Here is a 22,526-nt window from a genome sequence, read left to right as displayed (position 1 = left end):
TCGAACTCCAATTGCGTGGTGCGAGACTCAGCCGACGGAGAAGAAACCGAGTGTCGGGGCGAACGAGCAGGTGCGGTCACCATCGGCGGTGGCCGTGGTGAGCGAGCCGGTGATCACTGCCGCGACCCGGCCGGGACCGGTGTCGGCGATAGCGGTGAGAGTGGCCGGGCCGTCGGCGTTGATGCCCGCCTCGGTGGTGAGCGGCTGGGTACCGGTGCGACGGTTGTCGAGGTTGACCCACTGCACCGTCATCGGCGGATTCTGCACGACCGTGGCGGTCTTCGTGCCGAGCGCGGTGAAGACGAAGCCGGTCTGGCCCGCGGCCGGTCCGGGCGGCGGCAGTGTCGCCGGGCCGGGGACCGCCAGCGCGGTGCCGACGGAATCCGACGTCGGGCCGATGCAGCCCTTGCCGATGGTCGGGTAGAGGAACTGCGCGATGCGCGGACCGTCCGAAGGCGGCAATTCGGGACCGCCGCCGCCACTGCCGTCGAGGAAGGTGATGACCTTTTCGAGGGTGGCCTTGACCTGCGCCGGGATGCCGGGGGTGGCCAGCAGCACGCGCGCCTGGGCCAGGATCGCGGCCTGTCCGCCGTCGGCGATGGGGCCGGGGGCGGAGATCGCGCCTACGATCGTCGGAGCCAGCGCGGCGAGCGTCTCGGAGGGGACGTTCTCGGCGATGGCGGGGACGCTCGGCTGCGTCGCGGCGGACTGCGGGGCAGCCATCGTGGGCGTGGGTGCCACGAGTGCCGCACCCGCCGCTAGTACGAGGGCGGACAATGCGGTCCGCGATGCTCGGGTGCTCAGCACTGGTCGGCCGTCCTTTGTTCGGTGGATAGATGAAGCGACCCGGAAAGGTCAGTGTTATCCCGGGTTTCAGATACTTTGGAGAGGTGACTACAGCGGACAGGCGGTATGGGGGTCGTACGGTCGTCGCGCGAAAAGCCGAACGACGACTGCGATTCCTGGAAGCAGCGACGCAAATCTTCGCGGAACGTGGCTACGCCACGTGCTCGCTCGCCGAGGTGTGCGCGGCAGCCGGGCTGTCCAAGCGGCAGTTCTACGAAGAGTTCGAAACTCGTGAAGACGTGCTGGTAGCGGCCTACGACCGGATCCAGGACGACGCGGCGGCCGCGGTCGGCACCGCGCTGGTCGCGCTCGGCTCGACCGATCCGCAGCTCGCGTTGCGGGCCGGCTTCGGCGCGTACCTGGAGTCGCTCGGGTCCGACCCGTATCGCGCGCAGGTGGCGCTGATCGAGGTGGTCGGGGTGAGCGATCGGATGGAGACCCATCGCCGGACCCGCAGGCACGCCTGGTCGGCACTGATCGAGGGGGCGCTGGAGCGAGTGGGGGTGCGCCTGCGCGGCGACGCCGAGCTGACCACCGCGCTGATCACGGGCGCGGTCACCGGTGTGGCGCACGAATGGCTGCTGCGCGAGTCGCGTCCGCCCGTCGACGAGCTGGTCGATCTGCTCACCGGCGCGGCCCTGGCGCTGGTCACGTTCGACTGACATCAGGGCAGCCTTCGAGGCGGTGGCAACTCTGCTCACCTGCCGCCCGCTCAATCGACTCCCTTTCCCGACATTGTGAGACCGACTGGCTTCACAGTGTGGGCGAGAGTTTGACATATTAGTGACCCAGATCGCAACGGGAGAGTTTGCGAGACCGACGTTACCTGCGGGTATGGATTGACAGCGCGGCCCGTCAGCGGCGCGACACCGCGTTTCACGTAGAGGTTTGCTACTGGACAAACGACCGGGTGCACCTGCGCCGTGGGCATCGCGGGCTATCCGGTAGCAACCTGTTCCAGTTCGGTCGGAGCGCATCGTCAGCCCTTCCGCAGGGTGCCGGCGATGGTGCCACCGAGGACACCCGGGGTTCGATAGGCCAGCGTGCCGTCGGGTTGCAGAGTGACCGTCGAGGTAGCCCCCTCGTCGAAGCATCCGCTACCAGCGGTGAGTCTGGCCCGGAAGGTGAGGCGCTGCGCGGTGGCCTCGGTGAGGGTTTCCGCACGGCCACAGCGGTCGCGGGACACGGCGCCGGTGTTGGCCGAGGTCGCGAGTTCCTGACCGACCGCACCGGCGGCGATGGTGAGTTCGATGTCGAACTGGACCAGGCCGTCGGCGGCACGGCCCTTCCAGGTGCCGACGAACTCGGCCGGGACGGAGGCCGCGCCCGATCCGGTGGCAGTCGAGCTGGGGACGGTCTCGGTCGAGCTGGGGGCGGTCTCGGTCGAGCTCGAAGCGACGGAGGTCGAGGCGGCGGTGGTGCTCGATCCGGTACCGCCGGTGGACCCGGCATTCAGTTGGGTCCCGATCAGATAGGCGCCACCCGCCACCGCCACCGCCACCATTGTGGACGCGGCGATCAGCAGAGTCCGGGTTCGTCGCGACGCGGTGGCACGTGCCGGCGCGGGCGGCGGGCGACCGGTGAACGTCTCGGCGGAATTGTGCGCGACCACAAAGGGCGGCGGGGTGAATTCGCCGGGCTGTCCATAGGGAGTCGGCGGCGATCCGCTGGTGACGGTCGGTCCGTGCGGTCTCGAGGAGCCGGTCGGAGAGACCTGCGCCGGGTTCGCGGCCGGCAGGTTCGGTACCGAAGTGCCGGTCGACCAGCCTGGTGCGGAAATCGCGGCGGCATCGAGCTGCGATGCGCCGGGTGGGTCGGCACGATCGAAATCCAGGTCGAGCAGCCGGACGGCGCTGGTACTGATGTGCGCGACGACTTGTGGCGGCAGCCAACCGGTTCGTTCGGCAGTGCCGATGTGGGCCAGTTCCGAAAGGACCTGTTCCGGGGTCGGTCTGGCAGCGGGGTCTTTGGCCAAGCAGGACGAGACGAGCGGTCGCAGGGCGGAAGGAAGAGCCTCGAGACGGGGTTCCTCGTACACGATGCGCCAGAGCATCTGCATCACCTCGGCCGTGCCGAAGGGGCCGTGACCCGCGGCGGCGAAGGTGAGGACGCCGCCGAGGGCGAAGACATCGCAGGCGGGACTGAGTGTTTCGCCGCTCACCTGTTCGGGACACATGAAACCGGGTGAGCCGAGGAACTTTCCGGTGGTGGTGAGGGCGGAATCCGCGATCACCCTGGCAATGCCGAAATCGATCACCTTGGGGCCGTCGATCGCGAGCATCACGTTCGAGGGCTTCAGGTCGCGGTGCACGATGCCTGCCGCGTGCACCGCCACGAGCGCTTCGGCGAGCCCGTGTGCCAACGCCAGCAGCGTGGGCTCGGCGAACGGCCCGAACTGGGTTACCGCGTCGGTCAACGAGATCCCGGCGACATAGCCGGTGGCCAGCCACGGCGCCCGCGCATCGACATCGGCGTCGAGCACCGGCGCGGTGTAGGCGCCGCCGACGCGCTGAGCCGCCGCGACCTCACGACGGAACCTCGCACGGAACTCCGCATCGATCAGATCCGGGCGGATCACCTTCACTGCGACCGTGCGCCCGCCCGGATTCCGGCCCAGATACACCTTGCCCATGCCCCCGGCACCCAGCACGCCCAGCAGTCGGTAGTCGCCGATCCGCCGAGGATCGTTCGGGTCGAGCGGTTGCATCGCGGGTGGTTCCTTCGGATCAGGGGCGCGTCAGGCGAGCTGGGCTCGGGTCTCGGCCAGCAGTTCCGACAGCATCGGCTTGGCGGCGTGGTCGTCGGCCAATTCCGCGACGGCCTCGGTGAGGATCTTCTCGGCTTCGGTGGGGCGGTTCAGCTCGATGAGGAGTACGGCGCGCTCGTAGTCGGAACGGATGGCCTGGTCGCCTGCCTCGATGGCGCGGAAGCCCGCCGCGGCGGCGTCTGCGCGCGGAAGGGCCTCGTCGGGGCGTTGCGCGCGACGCAGGATCCGGGCGGCGTTGTGGTTGTGCCGGGCTGTGTGCCAGGTGAGCAGTTCGGTGTCCGGGTGGGCGGTGGCGAGCGTCGCGATCGCTTCGTCGGAGGCCGTGACGGCCGTGATCGCGGCGGCGGAATCGCCGGTCCAGTGCAGCGACAGCGCGGCGCTGTAGCGGCAGTAGGCGACGCGCACCGGATCACCGAATCTCTCGGCGACCTCGGCGGCCAGCGCGTAGCGTTCGGCGGCCTCGGCATCGCGATCGAGCACGTCGAGCAGATCGGCGGTCTCGACGAGGGCATGGGATTCGCCGCCGAAATTGCCGGTGGCACGGTCGAATTCGATGATCTCGTCGAGGACGGTGAGTGCCTGTTCGTCCTCATCCAGCCGGCGATGCAGATCGACCAGCAGGAAGCGGCAGGTCCTGGCCTGCTCGGGGGCCCCGGCGCGCTCCAGCCCGGCGATCGCCTCTTCGGCCTGGTCGGCGGCGTCGAGCAACTGGCCGACGGCGCGGTAGGCGACAGCCAGATCCCATTGCACGTACGGCACCTGCGAACTACCTGCCGCGATACCGACCGCGATGGCGGTCAACAGCTCGCTGACTGCCTCCTCGTGCCTGTTCAGGTGGATGAGCAGGGCACCGCGCCGGGCGTGCACGATGAGGCGCACGCTATCGGGGAGGTCGGCGTCGACCAACCGAACCGCCTCATCGATCATCTCCAGCGCCGCGGTCGAATCGCCCGCGTCGAGGTGAATTCCGGAAAGGTACTGGGCCACATCGGCTACCCGCCACGCCTGACCGGTCCGGCGATACGCCGCGAGGGCTTCCTGTCCTGCCGCTGCCGCGTCGGCGAGTTCAGCATTGTTCTGGTGCAAATACATTCGGTGCCGGGCGACATCACCGAGCAGGCTGTCCTCGCCCGCCGCGGCGGCGTCGGCCGCGGCCCGGTCGAGCAACGCCGGTAGCTCGGCGGCATCGTCCTCGGACAGCTCGCCGCGATCGAACAGTGCGAACATGCCGCCGGAAAGCCTCAGCGTCGCAGCCGCTCTCGTCCGCGGTTCCGGCGAATTCCCCAGGTGCGACAGGGAATCGCGCAGCAGGCCGACAGCTTCCGCCACATCGCCGTGCCTACTGAGGAGCAGCCCGAGCCGGCCCAGGTCGGATTGACGGCGATCCTGCTCGCCTGTCGCGGCGAATAACTCTGCCGCCCGGCGTAACAGCGATTCGGCATGATCGTGATCGGTCGTCCGCAAGGCCGCGCCGGCCAGCACGGAGGCGCGCCGCCCGGCCAGACTCGGATCGCCCGGCTCCGGCCCGGCCGCCAACCGCTCTGCCAGGGACCGTATCTCGGCGTGCGCGTGCTGTGTGGTCGCCTGTTCCGCGCGTTCGATCAGTTCGAGGGTGGTGAGCTCGGGGATCTCGACAGCCGCGGCCGCCGGACCCCGCTCGACCGGTACCCGGTGCGCGGCGGCCGCGGACAGCGGCAGGTAGTCGACGATCGGCCGGCTCGCCAGCTTCTGGTGGACCGACGCCGTCTGGTGGTCGGTGCCGTTGCGGTGATCGAAGCGGGCGGCGATGGCCAGTGCCTCGTCGGTGAGCTCCACCAGCATCGCGCGCGCGGTGGATTCGGCGGCGGGGCGATCGGCGGCGGCCGGGCGGCGGAGCAACGTATCACCGTTGCCCGCATCGACGAGGGTGCGCAGGAGCAGCGCCGCGCAGGTCAGGAAGGCGAGCGCGTCCTTCGGGCTCGGCGCGCGATCGAGCCAGGAGAAATGGCGGTCGAGCAGTTCCAGGCCGCGCACCTGATTGCCCGACAGCGCGCAGAACTCGAGGTGGTCGCCGATCGCGGCGAGGTCCTGCGGCTTGGTGCGCAGCAGGCGGTAGGAGCGGCGGTGCGCGCTGCGCGCCTCGTCGAGCTGACCGGTGCGCAGGTAGGGCAGCAGCAGTTCGGTCAGGATGAGCTGCGGTTGCTCGGAACAGCCGAGTTCACCAGCGAGGACCGGAGCGGCCAGCTCGACGGCTTCGATGTCGCGGCCCTGGCTCGCCAGCCAGGCGACCCGGTTGGTGGGGTCACAGCCTTCACAATCGGAGTTCTCGTCACGCGGTGTGGTGCACCACCTTTCGTACCACGCGGCGGCCGCGTCGAGATCGCCGATGTGAACCGCCACCCGATGCCGACGGCCGTACACCGCGTTCAGGCTCTGACCCTCGACCCGATAGCGCCGTTCCATCTGATCGAGGGCAGCCAGCGCCCGATCCATCGGTACCTCGGGGAATTTCGTCATCGCGCCCACCGCGGTCTTGAACTTCCATCGCAGCGACGGCGCCACCCACGACTCGTGGGCACCGGGGTCGCGATCGTATTCGGCCAGGCAGCGGGCGAACGGGACGAACAATTTGGCCGGGCTCATCCCGTGGCCGTACGCGTCGACCATCGCCATGCGCACGTGGAACGCGAGCTCGGTGTGCGCGCCCGCCTCCGCGTGCCGCAGCACCTGTTCCAGCAGTGCGTCTTTGGCGTCACCGTAGGGCATGTCGTAGGCCTGGAACAGCAGCCGTTGCAGGTCGTCGGGGGTGTTGGCGTCGGACATCAGAGCTCTCCCCGGGGATCGTGAACCGCCCAGTCGAGCAACCCGACGAATGATTTGTTCAGCAGCGCGGTGTCGACCGGCCGCATCGGGTGCTGGCCCAGCAGCAGCGCCTGACTGTAGAGCGCCTCGACCGCCGTGGTGACCAAACGGGCGTCGGCGAGCCCGGTGATGCGGCGTACCAGCGGATTCCGGTAGTTGAGCACGAGCTGCGGACGGTCGCCCGCCTGGTCGGTATCGAAGGCGCCCAGAACATCGGCCCACAGTTCGTCGGCGACCTCGCGGGTGGCGCGCAGTTCGGCGCGATGCTGGGCATCGCGGTCGAGCAGATACAGCGCGGCCAGCGACGGCGGATCGAAAGTGCGCAGTACCACTTCACATTCGAGGCGGTCGAGCACCCGCTGGGCGGTGGTCAGGAAGGGCCGAAGCGCCAGCTCGGTCGCCGGATCGACGAGGTCGAAATGGGTGGCCAATTCGGCGGGATCCAAACGGCGCACCCGGATCTCGGGATCGATCGCGGGCAAGCGCTCGAGAATATCGGTGATGTAGGAGTAGCCGCCGTTCACCAGGCCGATGCCCGCGGCGCTCGCCACCGCGGCGAGCTGGCGGAACTCCTCCACCGACGGGGTGTAGCGGACCTCGCCGAAACGGCGGCGGAATTCGGCGAGCGGGATCTGGCCCGCGTTGGTCTCCACCGGCAACCAGCGGTCGACCAGGCGCAACATGTCGTCGTCGTGCAGGGCGAGGGCCTTCACGCCGAGATCGTGAATGCGCAGGAACCGGTGCAGCGCGGACGGGTCGGAGGTGGACAGTTCCACCAGCCAGTCCCTGATCCGGCCGCCGAGCGCTTCCCTCGTGCTCTCCAGCAGGTCGTCCTCGTAGAGGGCTTCGCGGCTCGCGGTGGGGCGCAGCTCGGTGGTGTCGACCACGCAGCGGACGAAGAAGGCCCAGTCGGGCAGCAGGCCGGTGACGCTCTCCGCCAGCAGCATTCGCTTCAGATACACGCGGTGTCCGGCCTTCGCCGCCGGGTTGACCGGCTGCGGAAGCACGAAAGCCACACCGCTGACACCGGATTCGGCGCACGCGAGGTCGAAGGTGGCGAACGGGGTGAAGCCGAAGGTGTCCTCGGCGTACGCGGCGAGCGCGTTCGTGCGGTCCGAAGGGGTGGGGTGGGTTGCGCGCCACGGGACTTCGGGCTCGGTGATCGGCTGACCGTCGACGGTGACCTCGAACGGCAGCAGGCTACCGAACAGCCGCGCCAGCTCCACGACGGTCGTCGGAGTGAGCCACTGCTCGGCGCCGCGGCGGGGCGCGAGGATCACGGTGGTGCCGGGTTCGTCGCGTTCCCGCGCGGCGGGCTCGACGCGGTAGCGGCCGTCGGCGAAACCGGTCCAGCGCACGGTCGGGCCGCCGCGCGCGGACCGGGTGAGAACCTCGGCCTCGTCCGCGACCAGGAAGCACGACAGCAGGCCGATGCCGAACTGGCCGAGGAACTCGTGCCGGGCGAAGCCGAGGTCGTCGCGCTTGCCGCTGCGGCCGATCGTGGCGAGGAAGGTGTGCACCTCGGCCTCGGTCAGGCCGACACCGCTGTCATGGACACGGATGGTGCCGTCACCGGTGCTCGCGGGCGTCTCGATCCTCACCTGCGCGCGAGCCTGTGGGTCGAGGGCGTGGCGGGCGGTGATGGCGTCGACCGCGTTCTGCAGCAACTCGCGGACGTAGACCCGTGGACTGCCGTACAGGTGATGGCTGAGCAGGTCGACGATGCCCCGCAAGTCGACCTGGAATACCTGCTCCACCGGGGTTCCCTCCCAAAACGCTGACCATCCGCTGGGTCACTGTAACTGGATCTCCGGCGGCTGGCGCCGCAGTTCTTCGCGCTCTGCTCCGCCGGGAACGCGACGGCCGGGGTTCGGTCAGTGGGAACCTCGGGTGAGCTCGGTGCGGTTGGTGACGGCGAGTTTGGCGAGGATGTTGCGGACGTGGGTTTCCACCGTGCGCTCGGAAAGGACCAGGTGGGTCGCGATTTCCCGGTTGGTGAGGCCGGTGGCGACGAGGTCGTGCACTTCGCGTTCGCGGCGGGTCAGTGGGTCGGCGGTGCGGGTGGCGGTGGCGATGCCGGCGAGCAGGGCGTCAGCCGCGCGCAGGCGGTGTGGCATATCGAGGCGGCGGAAGGCGGCGGCGGCCCGGTCGGCGGCTTCGCGGGCGGCGGGGAGGTCGCCACGGGCGAAGAGGGTGCGGGCCAGGCCGAGGTGGCCGAGGGCGACGAAGGGGCGGGCCCCGATCGCGGTGTCCATCGTCAGGCCCTGGTGGTAGAGGTCGACGGCGGCGTCGAGATGGCCTGCGACGCGGGCGTTGTCGGCGCGGATCCGCGCGATCGAACCCACACAGATGAGCGCACCCGTGCCGTCGGCGGCGTAGTGGTGTTCGCGGCCGCGGAAGGCCCGGAAGACGCGGTCGGCCGTCTCGGCGTCGTCGAGGAATTCGGCCACGATGCCCACCGAATACACCGTGCCGGACCAGCGCGGGCCGATCTCGAGGGTGTCGGGCAGCAGGCGGAACGGCGCGAACAGGGCCTTCGCCTCCTCGAGATCGCCTGCCATCGCGTGCAGCATCGGGGCGAACAGCTGGGCGATCGTGATCTTCGGGGCGAAGGCCAGCGAAGCCAGCGCCGCGGTGAGCTCGTCGCGGTCGATATGACCGACGATCACGGCGTACATGCCACGGAAGGCGTGGTGCAGGCCGGCGAGGGAGTAGTCGCCGATGCCGACCGCCAGTTCGTGGGCGGCGGTGTCGCAGGCGAGGGCGGCGGGGAAGTCGCCGACCAGGGCCGCGCGGGTGGCCCGCAGGCGCAACAGGTGCCAGCGGGCGATCGGGAGGCGGCGGCGGTCGGCGAGGAGTTCGATGTGGTCGAGGGCGTTGTCGAAGGCGAGCAGGTCGCCGCGTTGCAGGGCCGCGTCGGCTGTCCACACGTATCCCCAGAGTTGTGCCAGCGGCTGCTCGGCGTCGGCCGCGATCTCGATCGCCTTGGCCGCGAGCGCCGTTCGCTCCGCCAGGAAGTCCACGGCCGCGAGAGAGAGGTGGCGGGCGTGGATCGCGTCGAGGACGACGTCGGGATCGGTGGACCGTTCGGCGGCGCGCATGGCCCGGTCGGAGAGTTCCCTGGCCCGCGCACCCGCGCCGCGGTCGGCGGCCGACAGGGCGCGCTGCGCGAGGATGCGGGCGATCAGGTCGGGATGCTTCTCGGGTTCGAGCAGTCGTAATGCCTTGCCGCAGAGCGTATCCAGTTGCGTCATCACGGTCGGGGTGGTGACGCCCTGCACCACCAGGCCGGCTTCCGCGAGCAGGTCGGGGCGGTCTGCTCGTTCGGCCGACGCGCCCGCCTCGACGCAGTGGTCGAGGCTCGTAGCCACCCAACCGGCGGCGAACTCGTCGCGCGCCAGCTCGATCAGCAGCTCGGCGCGCTCGGCATCGGACGCGGTGACGCCCGCGGCATCGATGGCCCACTGCCCGAATCGGATTGCCTCGGCATAGGCGGCACTCGCGCGGGCCGATCGTGCGGCCCGGCGAGACCAATGGCGACCTGACGGCGAGTCCGCACAGCCGCTCGCCTGCCGCCAGTGGGTCGCGATCGCCCCCGCCACCGCCGAATCCGGGCCACCTCGCCCACTCAGTACCTCAGCTGCCGCACGGTGACAGGCCGCTCGCCGCGAGGGGGCGAGGTCGGCGTACACGGCATCGCGTACCAAAGCGTGTGTGAAACCCGTTGTGTCGTCGGCGAAACGACGGACGATTCCGGCCGCGGATGCCGCATCGAGGGCCACCGTCACCGCATCGGAAGCCGGAACGGCCTCCGGCAGCAGCACCGATCCGTAGACCTGCGCCAGCAATTCGGTATCGATGCGTTCGCCGAGCACGCTCGCCGCACCGAGAACCTCGATGGCCATGGGATCGATACGGTCGAGCTGGGCGAGGATCAGGCGACGGATTCCGGGGACCGACAGGAGTGGGTCCTCGCCGGTGCCCATGTCGGCATCGATGACCAGGCGGACCAGCAGGGGAGTACCGCCGGTGCGTTCGTGCACGCGGTGCGCGAGATCCGGGGTGAGGCCGCGCTGTTCGAGCCAGTAGCGGACCTCGTGTTCGGAAAGTCCTGGTACGGGCAGGGATTGGAAGTGGGGTAGGCGCAGCCAGTCGGGCTGGTCGGCGAGCAGGGTTTCGCCCATCGGTTCGCGGGCGGTGGCGACGATGAGCACCTTGGTGTGCGGCGTTTCGGTCGCCACGTGGGTGAGCAGCGCCAGCGACGTGGGATCGGACCAGTGCAGATCCTCGAGCACCAGCAGCAAACCCGACGGCGCGGCGGCCCCGACGAGGACATCGGCGACCTCGGTGAACATCCGGAAGCGCTGGGCGGCGGGCCCGCCACCGGGTTCGGTGACAGTGTCGAGGGCAGCGGCCAGTTCGGGGAGCTCGCGCGCGGCCCGGCGCCACGGCCACAGCGGCGGCATCCCCGCGTCGTCGAGGGCACTGCCGCGGGCAACCCGCAATCCCGCCTCGGCGGCCAGCGTGCCGACATGCTCGGCCAACCACGATTTGCCGATCCCCGCCGTACCGCTGACCAGCACGAATCTGCCCGCACCCGAGGCCGCGGCCATGACGGCGGCGCGCAGGCGGGCGATCTCCTCATGCCGTCCGACGGCCGGAGTCTGCACCGCATCAGTATCTCGCGCGGGCGCGAGTTCAGTACTGCGAATACGTACCGGCACTGATCCGCGCGACGCCGTTCGGCGCGACGCTTGATCTATCCGATTCCCCCAGTTCAGGAGATGAAATCATGTACGCACATGTCGTCTGGTTCGACCAGCCACGCACGGCGACCGAACTCGCCGCCGTCGACTTCGCCAATGCCAACCGCATCGAGCCCGCCGTCGCGGGAGTGCCGGGGCTGCTCGACTTCTACGAACTGCGCCGCGCCGACGGCTCCGGAATCGTGATCGGCATCGCCGAGACCGAGGAAGCCCTGCACGCGGTGCGCGAGGCGATCCTGGCCACCGAACTGCTGCCGGGGGAGGACCCCGCGCTGCTGCCCGGTCCCGACCGGGTGGAGATCTGCCCGGTACTCACCCACCACGACCGGGCCGCCATCTACGCCAGGGCGGCAGTGTCATGAACCTGATCGTGCTGGGCAGCCGGATGCCCGTCGGCCGGTGTGTCGGCCTCGCCGTGCAAGCCGTCCTGCGGCCGGCGGTTCCCGCCCCCGAGCGGGAACCGCGGCGCTACAGGTCGGCCAGCGCAATACCGGTGAGCGGGCTGCCGATCCGGACCAGGTCGGTATCGGTACCGGTGCCGACGTCGACCAGGCGGATCGTGCCGCCGAGATCGCTCACATAGAAGCGGGAATCGAAACCGGTGACGCCGATCGCCTCGCGGTAGCCGGTGGAGATGATCGCCGGGGTGCCGACCTCCGGCTGGACCTTGGCCTCGTACAGCGCGTTGCCGTGGGGGGCGGCACCGCGGTCGGTCCAGACGAGATCGCCGACACCGTGGAGTTCGACATCGATCGGCTCGGGCAGGTTCTCCCAGAGCAGCTCGATATCGGTGCGGGCGGCAGGATCCGCGCCGGGGGGCAGATCCATCCGAGTGCGGAAGATCCGGCCCTCGCCGCCCTTGGCCGCGCCCTTCTGAGTCCAGTAGAGCAGGCGGCGGTCGAGGTCGAGGCAGATGCCGACGCACCAGTTGCGCGGGAGGTAGGCGTCGGCATCGCCCTCGCCGGTCACCACGAGGGCGTGCAGGTCGTCACCGTTCAGATCACAGGTGAGAACCTGCATGCCCTCGCGATCACACCAATACAGCCTGCCCCCTTCGACATCGGCGGCGAGCTGTTTGCCGGTGGTGAAGGCGCCGATCGGGACGATCGTGGTGCGGTTGCCGCCGTCGAGGTCGACCCGTTCGATGGAACCGTTGCGGGAGAAGAACTCCGGTTCGACACCCGGCTCCGGCCGCGCGTCGGGGGTGCCCATGTTGGTCCAATAGATATGGCCACGCAATTTGTCGACGACGACACCGTCGGGAAATCGATCGAGGCCGTCGACCACGGTGCGCACGTGTTTGCCGTCCAGCGAAATGGCGTGCATCGCACCTGCTTTGAGGTCCAACGCCACTATCTCGGTCACGGGCTCAGCCCTGCTTCGGCTTCGGGTAGTCGTCGTAGAAACCCTCACCCGACTTCACTCCGAGTTTGCCCGCGTCGACATATTTCTTCAGCAGCTCGACCGGACCCTTCGGCAGGTTCGGGTTCTCCTGCTCGTAGTGCTCCTCGATATCGAGCACCACATCCAGGCCCACCTGGTCCATCATCCGGAACGGACCCGCCTTGGTGCCGAAATTCCGCATGAACATCTCGTCGACATCATGGGGAATCGACACACCCTCGTGAACCACCTCGAGCGACTCGCGCTTGATGGCGGCCCAGATGCGGTTGAAGATGAAGCCGGTCGACTCCTTGCGCACCAGGTACGGGTGCAGGCCGTACTCCGGGAAGGTCTTCAGGACGAAGTCGAGGACGTCTCGGGACGTGTGACCGTCCGACATCACGTCGAGCACCGTCGACTGCGGCGGCATATAGAAATGGGTGTTGAGCATCCGGTCGTTGGTCTTCAAACCCTCGGTGAACAACCGGCTCGCGTACGACGACGAGTTCGAGGCGACGATCGCATCGGCATCGGCATCGGCGTCGAGCTGGGCGAAGACCTTCTTCTTCAGGTCGAGGATCTCCGGCACCGCCTCGACCACCAGCCACGCGCCCTTCACCCCGATCGCCTGATCGGGCACATACTCCGCGGTGCCCGGCTTGCCGTCTGGCACCGTGGCGGCCACCTCGGGCAGCTGTTTCTCCACGAAGGCCACAGCCGCATTGCCGACCTCGCCGGCGGGATCGATGATGCGGACCTCGCCGCCCCTGGTGGCGAACATCAGGGCGATCCGTCTGCCCAGGGTGCCACCACCGATCACCGCGACCGGACGCTCGAAATGATTCTTCGGAACATTGCTCACAGCGACTCCCTTTGCACAGGCGACGGGGAAGAACTCAGTGACGCAGACAACAGCCTTGTCAGCGTAGCGCCGACTTGCGTTGACACCCCGTCACGACCGGTCAGAATGTGATTGCCTTATCCTCACGTTCTTCACGTATTTCGCGCGTCAGCACTAGGGGGCTCCTCGATGACCACACTGGCCTCCGGACTCTTCATCGATTGGGAAGAGCTGACGGGGCAGTCGAAGTTCGTCGTCGAGCTGATCAGTTTCCCCATCTTCAGCGCGCTCGCCGGTTGGCTCACCAACTGGACCGGCGTGCTGATGCTGTTCTGGCCGCTGTACTTCAAAGGCTTCCGGGTGCCGATGCTGCACGTGCTGTACCCGTACCTACCGCGGCGCGTGCAGGTGCTGCCCACGTTCTCCGGTGACGGGCGCATGCTCGGTTTCCAGGGCTTCATCCCGGCACGCGCGGAGAAGATGGCGAGCATCTGCGTCGACTCGGCGCTGTTGCGGATCGGCAGCCCACGCGACTTCATCCATGAACTCGACCTCGACGGGATCGGCGACTATCTCGCCGAACGGGCGCGCGACCAGGTGCAGCCGATCGTCGACGAGATCATGTACCGGGAGAACCCCGACCTGTGGCGCTCGCTGCCCAGACCCGTGAAACAGGCCATCTACCAGCGGGTCGACCGGCAGTTGCCCGCGCTGTGCCGGCGCGCGTTCGAGAGCCTGGGCGACAATATCGACCAGCTGCTCGACGTGAAGAACTTCGTGATCCGGTACCTGGAGAAGAACCCGGCCATCCTGAAGGATCTGACCACCACCATCGCCGCGCCCGAGCTCAAGTTCATGGCGCGGATCGGTCTGCTCGGTGCCCCCTTCGGCTTGATCCTGGCGCTCTACCTGCATGTGCACTCGAAGATCCCGTACTTCGGCGCGATCCCGGCCTGGGTGATCGTGCTGTTCGCGTCGGCCATGATCGGCGTGACGGTGAACGTGATCGCGATCAAGATGGTGTTCGAACCCGGCGATCCGCAGCCGCGCTACAAGTATCTGTGGCGTCAGGCGCTGCTGGCCAAGCGTCAGCCACAGGCCGCCACCGACCTCGCCCACATCCTGGCCTACCAGGTGCTGACCGTGGAGAACCTGTCCGTCGAGCTCCTGGAAGGGCCGAACGGGGACAAGACTCGTCAGCTCATCGAGCGGGTGGTGTCGGAGGAGATCCACAAGCAGCTCGGCGCGACCGCGTTCATGGTGCGGGCCGCACTCGGTAAGAAGCAGTTCGAGAATCTGGCGGTCTCGGGTGCGGGCGCCGGGCTGGTCTCGGCGCGCACGATGATCGAGGACGAGCAGTTCGTGCTGGAACAGGCGAAGAAGATCGACGACTTCGCGGCGCGCAAACTGCGGACCTTGACGCCCGGCGAGTTCATGGAGATGTTCTACGCGTCGGTCGAACAGGACGCGTGGTTGCTGTATCTACACGGCGGGGCGCTCGGCATCGGCGTCGGCGCGCTCCACCTGCTGACCTTCGGCTGGTAATAACAAGCACGCGTGCTTGCATTTTTTGACGGTCGCTGCGACTCTTGGTGACGACGGCGCACCGGTACCGGGTCGCGCCATGATCGGCAAGGGAACTCCATGGCTGACCTCGCAGCGCTGCTCGACGATTACGCCGCCGAATGCGCGGATCTGGAAAACCTGGTCGCACCGCTGACCCCCGAGCAGTGGAAGACGCCGACACCCGCGCCACGCTGGGACATCGCCACCCAGATCGCCCACCTGACCTGGACCGACGAGGTATCGCTGATCGCCGCCACCGACGCCGAGGGCTTCGCGGCGTTCCTCGCCGAAGCGGCCCCGCGCGGCCTGACCATCGTCGACGACGGCGCCGAGGAAATCGCCCAGACCCCACCCGCCGACCTGCTGGTTCGCTGGCAGACCGGACGCGAGCAGCTGATCGCCGCGCTGGCCGCCGTCCCCGCGGGCACCAAACTGCCCTGGTTCGGCCCGCCGATGAGTGCCGCGTCGATGATCTCGGCCCGCATCATGGAAACCTGGGCCCACGGCCAGGACGTCGCCGACGCGCTCGACGTCACCCGCGTGCCCACCGCCCGCCTGCGCACGGTCGCCCACATCAGCGTCCGCGCCAGGAACTACGCCTACCTGGTCAACGGCGAATCCGGCCCCACTGATGAATTCCGCGTGGAACTGACCGCCCCCGACGGCACTGTCTGGACCTGGGGCCCCGAGGACGCACCACAGCGCGTCACCGGCCCCGCCATCGACTTCTGCCTCGTGGCGACCCAACGCCGCCACCGCGAAGACACCGCCCTGACCACCGAGGGCCCCGACGCCGACCACTGGCTCGGCATCGCCCAAGCCTTCGCGGGGCCGCCCGGACCGGGCCGCCGAGCAGGCCAGTTCGCCTGAGGGCCGGAATAAGAACAGGCGAGCGCCTTCCCAGAGCGCCATTCGTGCCGACTGCCCCGGACTTCGTTGGCCGGGGGTGACCACCGTGGCAGTCGTGAATGACGCTCGCCTGCTCCCTTCAGATACCCGATACGGGGTGTGAGAAACACTTGCCCAGCCGAAAACCCGCCCCGACTAGGACTGATACGGCACCGTTTCGGATGTGGCTCTGATCTCAGCCGTGGGAGGCGGTCACCGCGCGCGGTACTCGGTACCGTAGGTATCAGCACGTGGCTTTCAACGATGCGGGCCGGCTCTACTCGGGTATACCCACAGCCACAGGAGGGAACCGCATCGTGACCGCACATCGACCTGCTCAGATCGTGCGCCTGTCCGCGATCATCTTCTCCGGCGCCGCCAGCCTCTGCCTCACCGTGGCCGCGGGTGCCTACATCGTCAATCACATGCCGGAACTGGCACCGCCGCCCACCGAATTCGCGGGACCGGCCGCGACGCCGAATCCCGGCCACCACCGCCCCTTCTCGACCGAGGACTCCGCACCCCGCGTCGGCGGCGTGGAGCTGGCCATGTCCTTCGGCGCGCCGACGCTGTCCACCGAGCGCTCCGACCCCGCCGCCACGCGCACGCCGATCACGGCGCAGCAGTCCGGAGTCGGTGCACGACCTGGCAATTCACCACTGACCGGGCGGGTCGGGATCGGCGGCACCTATGTCGGCGCGCAGGTGACACCGCCGCGCAGCGACACCGTGGCGTTCACCGTCGACACCAACCTGGTGACGGTGGCGGCGAAATACCTCGGCCTGGCCGTGGATCCGGCCGCCGTCACCGCGCTGCACACCGAATTCGACGCGCGCCGTGGCGAGTTGGTTTTCGTGCTGTCGGATCCCGGCCTCGGCAGCCATACGTTGCGGGTCGAGGGCACCGGCGCCGAACCGGCCGAGACCCCCGGCACCGCCACGGAATCGCACGAAGACGAGGGCGACGCCGAGACACCGCGGTCCTCGACCGAGGAACTGCCGACTACCGTCGGCGTGTGACTCCTCGCGGCACCTCGAACGGTGCGTACGACTTCTGTGTGGTCGGCGGCGGCATCGTCGGCGTGGCCACCGCGCATCGGTTGCTGACCCAGTATCCCGAGGCGAGCCTGGTGCTCATCGAGAAGGAAGACACCCTCGGCGCGCATCAGACCGGGCACAACAGCGGCGTCATCCACTCCGGGATCTATTACCCCCCGGACAGTTTGAAGGCACGGCTGTGCCGGGCTGGTGCGCGATGGACGAAGGAATTCGCCGCGGCCCACGATATTCCGTTCCGTGAATGCGGAAAGTTGCTGGTAGCCACCGATTCCGCCGAACACGCGCGGATGCTGGCGCTGTACGAGCGTTCGATCGCCAACGGCGTGGAGGTCGAGGCGATCGACGCGGCCGAACTGCGGCGGCGCGAACCACGGATCAGCGGGGTCGGCGCGCTGTTCGTGCCCGCCACGGGGATCATCGACTACACGTTGGTCACCGCCGCGCTCGCCGCCGAGGTCGAGTCGATGGGCGGCAAAATTCTCCTCGGCACTGCTGTCGAGGCGATCACCGAGAGCGTCTCCGCCGTCACGGTTTCGGGTCCGGGCGGTTCGGTCACCGCGGGCACGCTGATCGTGTGCGCGGGCCTGCAGGCCGACCGGATGGCACGAAAGGCCGGTGTCGACACCGACTTTCGTATCGTTCCGTTCCGTGGCGAGTACTACCGGCTCCCCGCCGAGCGATCGGATCTGGTACGCACCCTGATCTACCCGGTGCCCGACCCCGCGCTGCCGTTCCTCGGCGTTCACCTGAGTCCCACCATCGACGGTGAACTCACCGTCGGCCCCAACGCGGTGCTCGGGCTGTCGCGGGAGGGCTATCGCAAGGGCAGCGTGAACCGACGTGACGCCATCGACGTGCTGAGCTTCGCCGGCGTGCGCCGGGTGGCCCGCGACCATCTCGCCACCGGGGTCCGCGAGCTCCGCAATTCGGTGTTCAAGCGCGGCTACCTCGCCGAGTGCCGCAAATATTGCCCCGAACTCGGCACCGGCGACCTGCTCCCGCACCGCGCGGGAATCCGGGCCCAGGCGGTGCTGCGTGACGGCACGCTGGTGCACGACTTCCTCATCGAACGCACGCCGCGCTCCATCCACGTGCTCAACGCACCGTCCCCGGCCGCCACGTCGGCGATGCCGATCGCGGAATACCTGGTCGAACAACTCCATTCCGCTAAATAAAGAGGAGATTTGTAGTACTTTTGGCTCCTGTACGCGTGGGCGAGGAAACCCATCCGGAGCAGGGAGGGCCGATGGGCCACATCAGGTTTGCGAGTGACGTCGGCGCACCGGTCGATGCCGCCTTCGCCTACACCGAGGATTTCCGCCACGCGCCGCAGTGGCTGTTCGGCGTCACCGACGTCGCGCCGCTGGGCGAACCGGATCAGGGATTGGGCGCCGCGTTCGCGGTGAAAGTCCGGTTGTTCGGCGTGATCCCGCTGCGATCATCGGTGGAGATCACCGAATATCGGCGCAATGCCGTCATCGGGTATACCCTGCGTGGGCGGGTATACGGAACCGTTACCCTGCGATTCGATCCACTCGGCTACGAACGGTCGGTGCTGACCTCCGAAGCCGACTATCCACCACCACGCGGCATGTTCGGCCGCCTGTGCCACGGCCTCGTCGACGCGGCCGCGAAATCGGCACTGCGCCGAACGGAATCGCGGTTGCGAAGGGAGATAGAGGCATTCCACGGTACCGATCTTGTCGGCCGCATCGCCTAGGGTGGCGGTCATGATCATCGTGAGCACCGACGGGTCCTGCCTGCGCAATCCCGGTGGTGCCATCGGCTGGGCATGGGTGAATCATTCCGGGCCCGCCGACAGTGGTGGCGCGGCCAGCGGCACCAACCAGATCGCGGAACTGCGCGGAGTACTGGAAGCCATCCTCGCCCACCCCGGCGCCGAACCGATGCTCATCGAGAGCGACTCCCAGTACGCCATCAAGTGCGCCTCGGAATGGATCACCAGCTGGCGACGCAACGGCTGGCGCACCTCCACCGGCGGCGCGGTGAAGAACGTCGAGATCATCAAGCAGATCGACCGGGCCATCACCGGCCGCGAAGGACCGGTGCGGTTCCGCTGGGTGCGCGGTCACGTGGGCAACTACTTCAACGAACAAGCCGACAAACTGGCAGGCGAAGCGGCCCGAGCTGTCCGCGAGAACCCGGCTCTCGGCCGCGAGTCAGCCCCGGTCGCGTCGGAACCAGCAAGGCTTCGGCGCCGGGAACCCGCGGCGCCAGTCCCCACGAACTCGGTCTCCACAGGGAAGTCGGTCGCAGCTGATGTACCGGTAGCAGGGACTCTGACCCTGTTCTAGGTGCGGTGCGACCGGAGTGGGACCGCACAACGAAACGCCGCGGGCGATGAATCTGCCCGCGGCGTTTCGATTGGCTCGGTTTCCCGTGCGCTCAGTTCCCGGGTGTCGGGACAGGCGCGGGAGCCGGAGAGGGAACGGCCTGACCAGGCGCCGTACCACCGGTGGCGTCGCCGCCGCCGTTCTTGAGCAACGGCGAGTCCAGCTTGCTGACCAGCCACTTGTCGCCCGAGCGCTCGAGGCTCATCTCGATCGCGAACATCATCCGGTCGGGCTGGGTCTGGGTGAAGTTGGTGCGGTACTGGGTCATGGTGACCATGGCCTTGACGTCGTCGGTGCTGCCCGAGATGTAGGCGCACTGCACGTCTTCACCGGTCGACTTGACCTGGGCCTGCACCATCGCGCCCTTGAGCGCATCGCTGGCGTCGCTGAACTCCTTGAGGTAGTCGCCGGTGGCGCCCGCCTTCATCGACGCGATGTAGCCGTCGAGATCCTTGGAGTAGTCGTAGTTGGCCAGGATGGCGCCGTAATCACAGGCGGCCTTGGTGGACTCGGCGATCGCGTCGAGCTTCTCGGCCTTGTTGCTGTTCTGCAGGAAGAACACCACGCCCGCGGTGATCGCGCCGACCGCGACCACACCGGCCACACCTGCGGCGATCCAGCCCTTCGAGCTCGATGCCGCGCTCGGGGCAGCGGCCGGAGCCGGCGCCTCGGTCACGGTCTGTGCTGTGACAGTCGGCTGATCGACCTCGGGAGTCGCCGCCGCACCCTTCACGGTGTCGTCGGTCTTCGCCAGATCGGGCTTGTCTGCCGCGGCAGCATCGGACTTGCTCTGGGCATCGTCGCTGGTCATCGAATCAATCCTGCTCTTTCCCGGCGCACATAACGCACCGATTTCCTGTGTGTGACCCGTGAGCCGGGCCACACGTCTCCCCGCGAGTATGCCCGGTCAAGCTGTGAACAACCTGGCCGGGCATCCACAAGCCTTACTTGGCGGGAATGGGCGTGCGCTCATTCGGGTCGACACCCGGCGGCATCTGCGCGCCGTTGTTGGGCACGTTCGGCCGCGGGGCATTGGCCGAACCACGGATCTGCAGGTCAGAGGTCGGATTGGTGCAGTAGTTCCACTTCGGAATACTGCCGTCCTGCACCTCTTCGTTGCGCCGGTACTGGGTGTCGTAGTTACACGTCGGCCGCGGCCAGATGTCGATGATGGTGTGGAACTCGCCGTCGTGCGCCGGGGCGCTGATCGATCCGAGCCCCAGTGCCAGCGACGGGAACAGCAGCCGCAGGGCGGGCTGACGCAGCTGCGCCGCCTTGGTGATCGCCACGAAGTTGGCCGCCAGCGAACTGATCGGGTCGGCGGTCGCGTCGAGCACCGCGCCGAGCGTTTCGAACTGACCGGGCGCGTTGTCGAGCACGCCCTGCAGCTCTGCGTTGGCGTTGTTGAACTGCGTGAGCAGCGCACCCGAATTCTGGGTGAGCGTCTGCAGATCAGGCTGGGCGTTCGAGGTGGTCTCGGCGATCACCCGCAGGTTGGCGATGAGATTCACCGTCTGCGGGAGCAGGTTGTCCAGACCCGCGACCACCAGGCTGACGCCGTTGATCAGGCCGCGCAGCTGGTCGGGACCGGCGCCGAGCGCGATGTCGAGCTCGTCGAGGATCACGTCGAACTGCTTCGGATTCACCTGGGCGATCAGCGCGCTCGTGTCGTCGAGCACCGCCCACACCGGAACCGGCGTCTGGATCTGCTCCGGGCTGTACTTGATCACCGCGCCGTCACTGAGGAACGGGCCGACATCGCTCTTCGGACGGAAGTCGATGTACTGCTCGCCCGCCGCCGACAGCGCCGCCACCTGGATCATGGTGTCGACCGGGATCTTGAAATCCTTGTCGATCCGGGTCTTGGCGGCGATCGCGTCACCGTCGTTGATCAGCTCGATCGAGGTGACCTTGCCGATCCGGAATCCGCGCATGGTCACGTCGTTGCCCGGCTGCAGACCGCCGGAGCGATCCAGGTTGACGGTGACGTCGTACTCGGACCGCAGCGGATTGACCCGCATCACGTTCACCAGCAGGTACGTCCCACCGAGCAACAGCACGACTACGAGCGCGCTGTTCGCCAGCAAGATCTTGCTGCTCGCGAACTTCTTCAGCCTGCTCATCGGTGGCCTCCCACTCGGCCCTGAACGATCTGCAGCACCTGGATGAAGCTGCCGACGAAATCGTTCACATCTTTCAAGTCCCAGAGCTTGCTGTTCGCCGGGTCGGTCAACAGGCCCACGTCGAGGTTGGTCAGCGTCGCGTACGGCGCCAGGCTCTTGCCCTTGAACGTCTGGTTGGCGCCGGGGCGGATCGCGTGCAGCTGATCCATCACGTAGCCGAAGTCGTTACCGGTCGCGGCCAGCGCGTTCATCAGGTTGTCGAGATTGGTGAGCAGGTCGGAGAGCTGATCACCGGTGGTGTTGGAGTAGTCACCGATGGCGGCGGTGGCTGTGGCCAGCTTGCTGAGCAGGTCGCCGATCGCCCGGTTGTTCTCGGCGATCGCGCCGATGGCCTGGGGCAGTGTGTCGGCCACCTGGCCGAGCTGACCCTTGTTGGCCTCGATGGTGTTGGCGAGGGTGTTGAACTCCGTCAGCACCGAGTCGACCTTGGTGCTGTTGGCGTTCAGTTCGCCGATGACGCCGGTCATCTCGTAGATCAGATGGCCGAGTTCGGTGCCGTGCCCGTTGAGGATCGAGCCGAGTTCGGTGCCGAGCCGGCTCAGACTGGCGACACCGCCGCCGTTGAACAGCATCGACACCGAGACCAGCAGCTCTTCCACCGTGGCGCCGGCCGAGGTGGACTCCAGGGTGAACGTGTCGCCCGCGGCCATGTCGGGCGCGCCCGCCACATTCTTCGGGCTGCTCAGCGCGATGAAGACGTCACCGAGGGGAGTGGCCTGGCGCAACTCCGCCGTACTGCCCTTCGGCAGCTTGAAGTCGGTGTTGATCTCCATGTCGACCACGGCTTCGAAGTTCTTGGTCGTGATCGCCGACACGACGCCGACATCAGAACCACCGACCTTCACCTTGGCCTGGTCGGGCAGGTTCAGCGCGTTCTCGAACTTCGCGTGCAGGGTGTAGGTCTCGCCGCCGGTGCCCGGTTTGGGCAGCGGCAGATCCTCCACGGTGAAGCCACAGCCGGTCGTGATCGTGACCGTGGCCAGTGCGGCCGCGGAGAGCAGCGCGCGGCGGGCCTTCATCGTCATTCGTCGGT

General features: G+C 68.0%; 18 protein-coding genes. 8 read left to right on the top strand and 10 right to left on the bottom strand.

Features of this window, described 5'->3' with window-relative positions:
• Window positions 1-27: 27 nt before the first annotated feature.
• Window positions 28-807 carry a hypothetical protein gene (locus ACFULV_RS06080; RefSeq protein ID WP_378634746.1) on the bottom strand — a complete coding sequence of 260 codons (780 nt, stop codon included), beginning with the start codon at window positions 805-807 and terminating at the stop codon, window positions 28-30.
• 83 nt (window positions 808-890) lie between these two features.
• On the opposite strand from ACFULV_RS06080, the gene ACFULV_RS06075 reads away from it, so the two are divergent.
• Window positions 891-1,508: a TetR/AcrR family transcriptional regulator gene (locus ACFULV_RS06075; protein ID WP_378634743.1), complete on the top strand. Its 618-nt coding sequence runs from the start codon at window positions 891-893 to the stop codon at window positions 1,506-1,508.
• 317 nt (window positions 1,509-1,825) lie between these two features.
• Here the strand turns inward: ACFULV_RS06075 and ACFULV_RS06070 are convergent, their stop codons facing one another.
• The 4 genes from ACFULV_RS06070 to ACFULV_RS06055 all read right to left on the bottom strand — a co-directional run bounded on the left by ACFULV_RS06070 (window position 1,826) and on the right by ACFULV_RS06055 (window position 11,124).
• A complete protein-coding gene (locus ACFULV_RS06070) occupies window positions 1,826-3,553 on the bottom strand; it encodes a serine/threonine-protein kinase (RefSeq protein ID WP_378653610.1) in 1,728 nt (575 codons plus the stop codon).
• 30 nt (window positions 3,554-3,583) lie between these two features.
• On the bottom strand, window positions 3,584-6,415 hold the full coding sequence (locus ACFULV_RS06065) for a hypothetical protein (RefSeq protein ID WP_378653608.1): 2,832 nt from the start codon (window positions 6,413-6,415) through the stop codon (window positions 3,584-3,586).
• Complete coding sequence (locus tag ACFULV_RS06060; protein WP_378653605.1) at window positions 6,415-8,211, bottom strand: HSP90 family protein; 1,797 nt, start codon at window positions 8,209-8,211, stop codon at window positions 6,415-6,417. The genes ACFULV_RS06065 and ACFULV_RS06060 overlap by 1 nt, the downstream gene beginning before the upstream one ends.
• Window positions 8,212-8,328: 117 nt before the next feature.
• Window positions 8,329-11,124: an ATP-binding protein gene (locus ACFULV_RS06055; RefSeq protein WP_378653603.1), complete on the bottom strand. Its 2,796-nt coding sequence runs from the start codon at window positions 11,122-11,124 to the stop codon at window positions 8,329-8,331.
• A 122-nt stretch (window positions 11,125-11,246) separates the two neighbouring features.
• Between ACFULV_RS06055 and ACFULV_RS06050 the strand changes: the two genes are divergently transcribed.
• Window positions 11,247-11,582, top strand: a complete 336-nt coding sequence (locus ACFULV_RS06050; RefSeq protein ID WP_378653601.1) for a hypothetical protein — start codon at window positions 11,247-11,249, stop codon at window positions 11,580-11,582.
• Between the two features lie 106 nt (window positions 11,583-11,688).
• Here the strand turns inward: ACFULV_RS06050 and ACFULV_RS06045 are convergent, their stop codons facing one another.
• On the bottom strand, window positions 11,689-12,585 hold the full coding sequence (locus ACFULV_RS06045) for a hypothetical protein (RefSeq protein ID WP_378653598.1): 897 nt from the start codon (window positions 12,583-12,585) through the stop codon (window positions 11,689-11,691).
• A gap of 4 nt (window positions 12,586-12,589) precedes the next feature.
• Window positions 12,590-13,465 carry a 3-hydroxyacyl-CoA dehydrogenase family protein gene (locus ACFULV_RS06040; RefSeq protein ID WP_378653595.1) on the bottom strand — a complete coding sequence of 292 codons (876 nt, stop codon included), beginning with the start codon at window positions 13,463-13,465 and terminating at the stop codon, window positions 12,590-12,592.
• A 168-nt stretch (window positions 13,466-13,633) separates the two neighbouring features.
• On the opposite strand from ACFULV_RS06040, the gene ACFULV_RS06035 reads away from it, so the two are divergent.
• The 6 genes from ACFULV_RS06035 to ACFULV_RS06010 all read left to right on the top strand — a co-directional run bounded on the left by ACFULV_RS06035 (window position 13,634) and on the right by ACFULV_RS06010 (window position 19,271).
• The gene (locus ACFULV_RS06035) at window positions 13,634-14,989 is read left to right on the top strand and encodes a hypothetical protein (protein ID WP_378653593.1); all 1,356 of its coding nucleotides are present in this window, start codon (window positions 13,634-13,636) and stop codon (window positions 14,987-14,989) included.
• Window positions 14,990-15,088: 99 nt separating this feature from the next.
• Window positions 15,089-15,880 (top strand): TIGR03084 family metal-binding protein, encoded by a 792-nt coding sequence (locus tag ACFULV_RS06030; RefSeq protein ID WP_378634722.1) that lies wholly within the window; start codon window positions 15,089-15,091, stop codon window positions 15,878-15,880.
• Window positions 15,881-16,215: 335 nt separating this feature from the next.
• Window positions 16,216-16,917 (top strand): hypothetical protein, encoded by a 702-nt coding sequence (locus ACFULV_RS06025; RefSeq protein WP_378653590.1) that lies wholly within the window; start codon window positions 16,216-16,218, stop codon window positions 16,915-16,917.
• Window positions 16,914-18,131 (top strand): L-2-hydroxyglutarate oxidase, encoded by a 1,218-nt coding sequence (gene lhgO, locus ACFULV_RS06020; protein WP_378653588.1) that lies wholly within the window; start codon window positions 16,914-16,916, stop codon window positions 18,129-18,131. Before ACFULV_RS06025 ends, lhgO begins: the two co-directional genes overlap by 4 nt.
• Window positions 18,132-18,202: 71 nt before the next feature.
• Entirely contained in the window at window positions 18,203-18,676 is a 474-nt protein-coding gene (locus ACFULV_RS06015; RefSeq protein WP_378634715.1) for an SRPBCC family protein, read from the top strand.
• A 10-nt stretch (window positions 18,677-18,686) separates the two neighbouring features.
• Entirely contained in the window at window positions 18,687-19,271 is a 585-nt protein-coding gene (locus ACFULV_RS06010) for a ribonuclease H (protein ID WP_378653586.1), read from the top strand.
• A gap of 91 nt (window positions 19,272-19,362) precedes the next feature.
• On the opposite strand, the gene ACFULV_RS06005 is transcribed toward ACFULV_RS06010, so the two are convergent.
• The 3 genes from ACFULV_RS06005 to ACFULV_RS05995 all read right to left on the bottom strand — a co-directional run bounded on the left by ACFULV_RS06005 (window position 19,363) and on the right by ACFULV_RS05995 (window position 22,518).
• Window positions 19,363-20,121 carry a hypothetical protein gene (locus ACFULV_RS06005; RefSeq protein ID WP_378634709.1) on the bottom strand — a complete coding sequence of 253 codons (759 nt, stop codon included), beginning with the start codon at window positions 20,119-20,121 and terminating at the stop codon, window positions 19,363-19,365.
• 133 nt (window positions 20,122-20,254) lie between these two features.
• The gene (locus ACFULV_RS06000) at window positions 20,255-21,433 is read right to left on the bottom strand and encodes an MlaD family protein (protein WP_378634706.1); all 1,179 of its coding nucleotides are present in this window, start codon (window positions 21,431-21,433) and stop codon (window positions 20,255-20,257) included.
• Window positions 21,430-22,518 carry an MCE family protein gene (locus ACFULV_RS05995; protein WP_378634703.1) on the bottom strand — a complete coding sequence of 363 codons (1,089 nt, stop codon included), beginning with the start codon at window positions 22,516-22,518 and terminating at the stop codon, window positions 21,430-21,432. Before ACFULV_RS05995 ends, ACFULV_RS06000 begins: the two co-directional genes overlap by 4 nt.
• Between the last annotated feature and the right edge of the window lie 8 nt (window positions 22,519-22,526).

Origin of the sequence: Nocardia sp. NPDC057272 (assembly GCF_042668615.1) — a bacterium.
Classification (GTDB): domain Bacteria; phylum Actinomycetota; class Actinomycetes; order Mycobacteriales; family Mycobacteriaceae; genus Nocardia.
This window is presented reverse-complemented; position numbering and strand designations above follow the sequence as displayed.

Coding starts and splice junctions, on each gene's coding strand:
- ACFULV_RS06070 (WP_378653610.1), bottom strand. CDS start 3,553: ATGCAACCGCTCGACCCGAACGATCCTCGGCGGATCGGCGACTACCGA.
- ACFULV_RS06065 (WP_378653608.1), bottom strand. CDS start 6,415: ATGTCCGACGCCAACACCCCCGACGACCTGCAACGGCTGCTGTTCCAG.
- ACFULV_RS06050 (WP_378653601.1), top strand. CDS start 11,247: ATGTACGCACATGTCGTCTGGTTCGACCAGCCACGCACGGCGACCGAA.
- ACFULV_RS06035 (WP_378653593.1), top strand. CDS start 13,634: ATGACCACACTGGCCTCCGGACTCTTCATCGATTGGGAAGAGCTGACG.
- ACFULV_RS06030 (WP_378634722.1), top strand. CDS start 15,089: ATGGCTGACCTCGCAGCGCTGCTCGACGATTACGCCGCCGAATGCGCG.
- ACFULV_RS06015 (WP_378634715.1), top strand. CDS start 18,203: ATGGGCCACATCAGGTTTGCGAGTGACGTCGGCGCACCGGTCGATGCC.
- ACFULV_RS06010 (WP_378653586.1), top strand. CDS start 18,687: ATGATCATCGTGAGCACCGACGGGTCCTGCCTGCGCAATCCCGGTGGT.
- ACFULV_RS06005 (WP_378634709.1), bottom strand. CDS start 20,121: ATGACCAGCGACGATGCCCAGAGCAAGTCCGATGCTGCCGCGGCAGAC.
- ACFULV_RS06000 (WP_378634706.1), bottom strand. CDS start 21,433: ATGAGCAGGCTGAAGAAGTTCGCGAGCAGCAAGATCTTGCTGGCGAAC.
- ACFULV_RS05995 (WP_378634703.1), bottom strand. CDS start 22,518: ATGACGATGAAGGCCCGCCGCGCGCTGCTCTCCGCGGCCGCACTGGCC.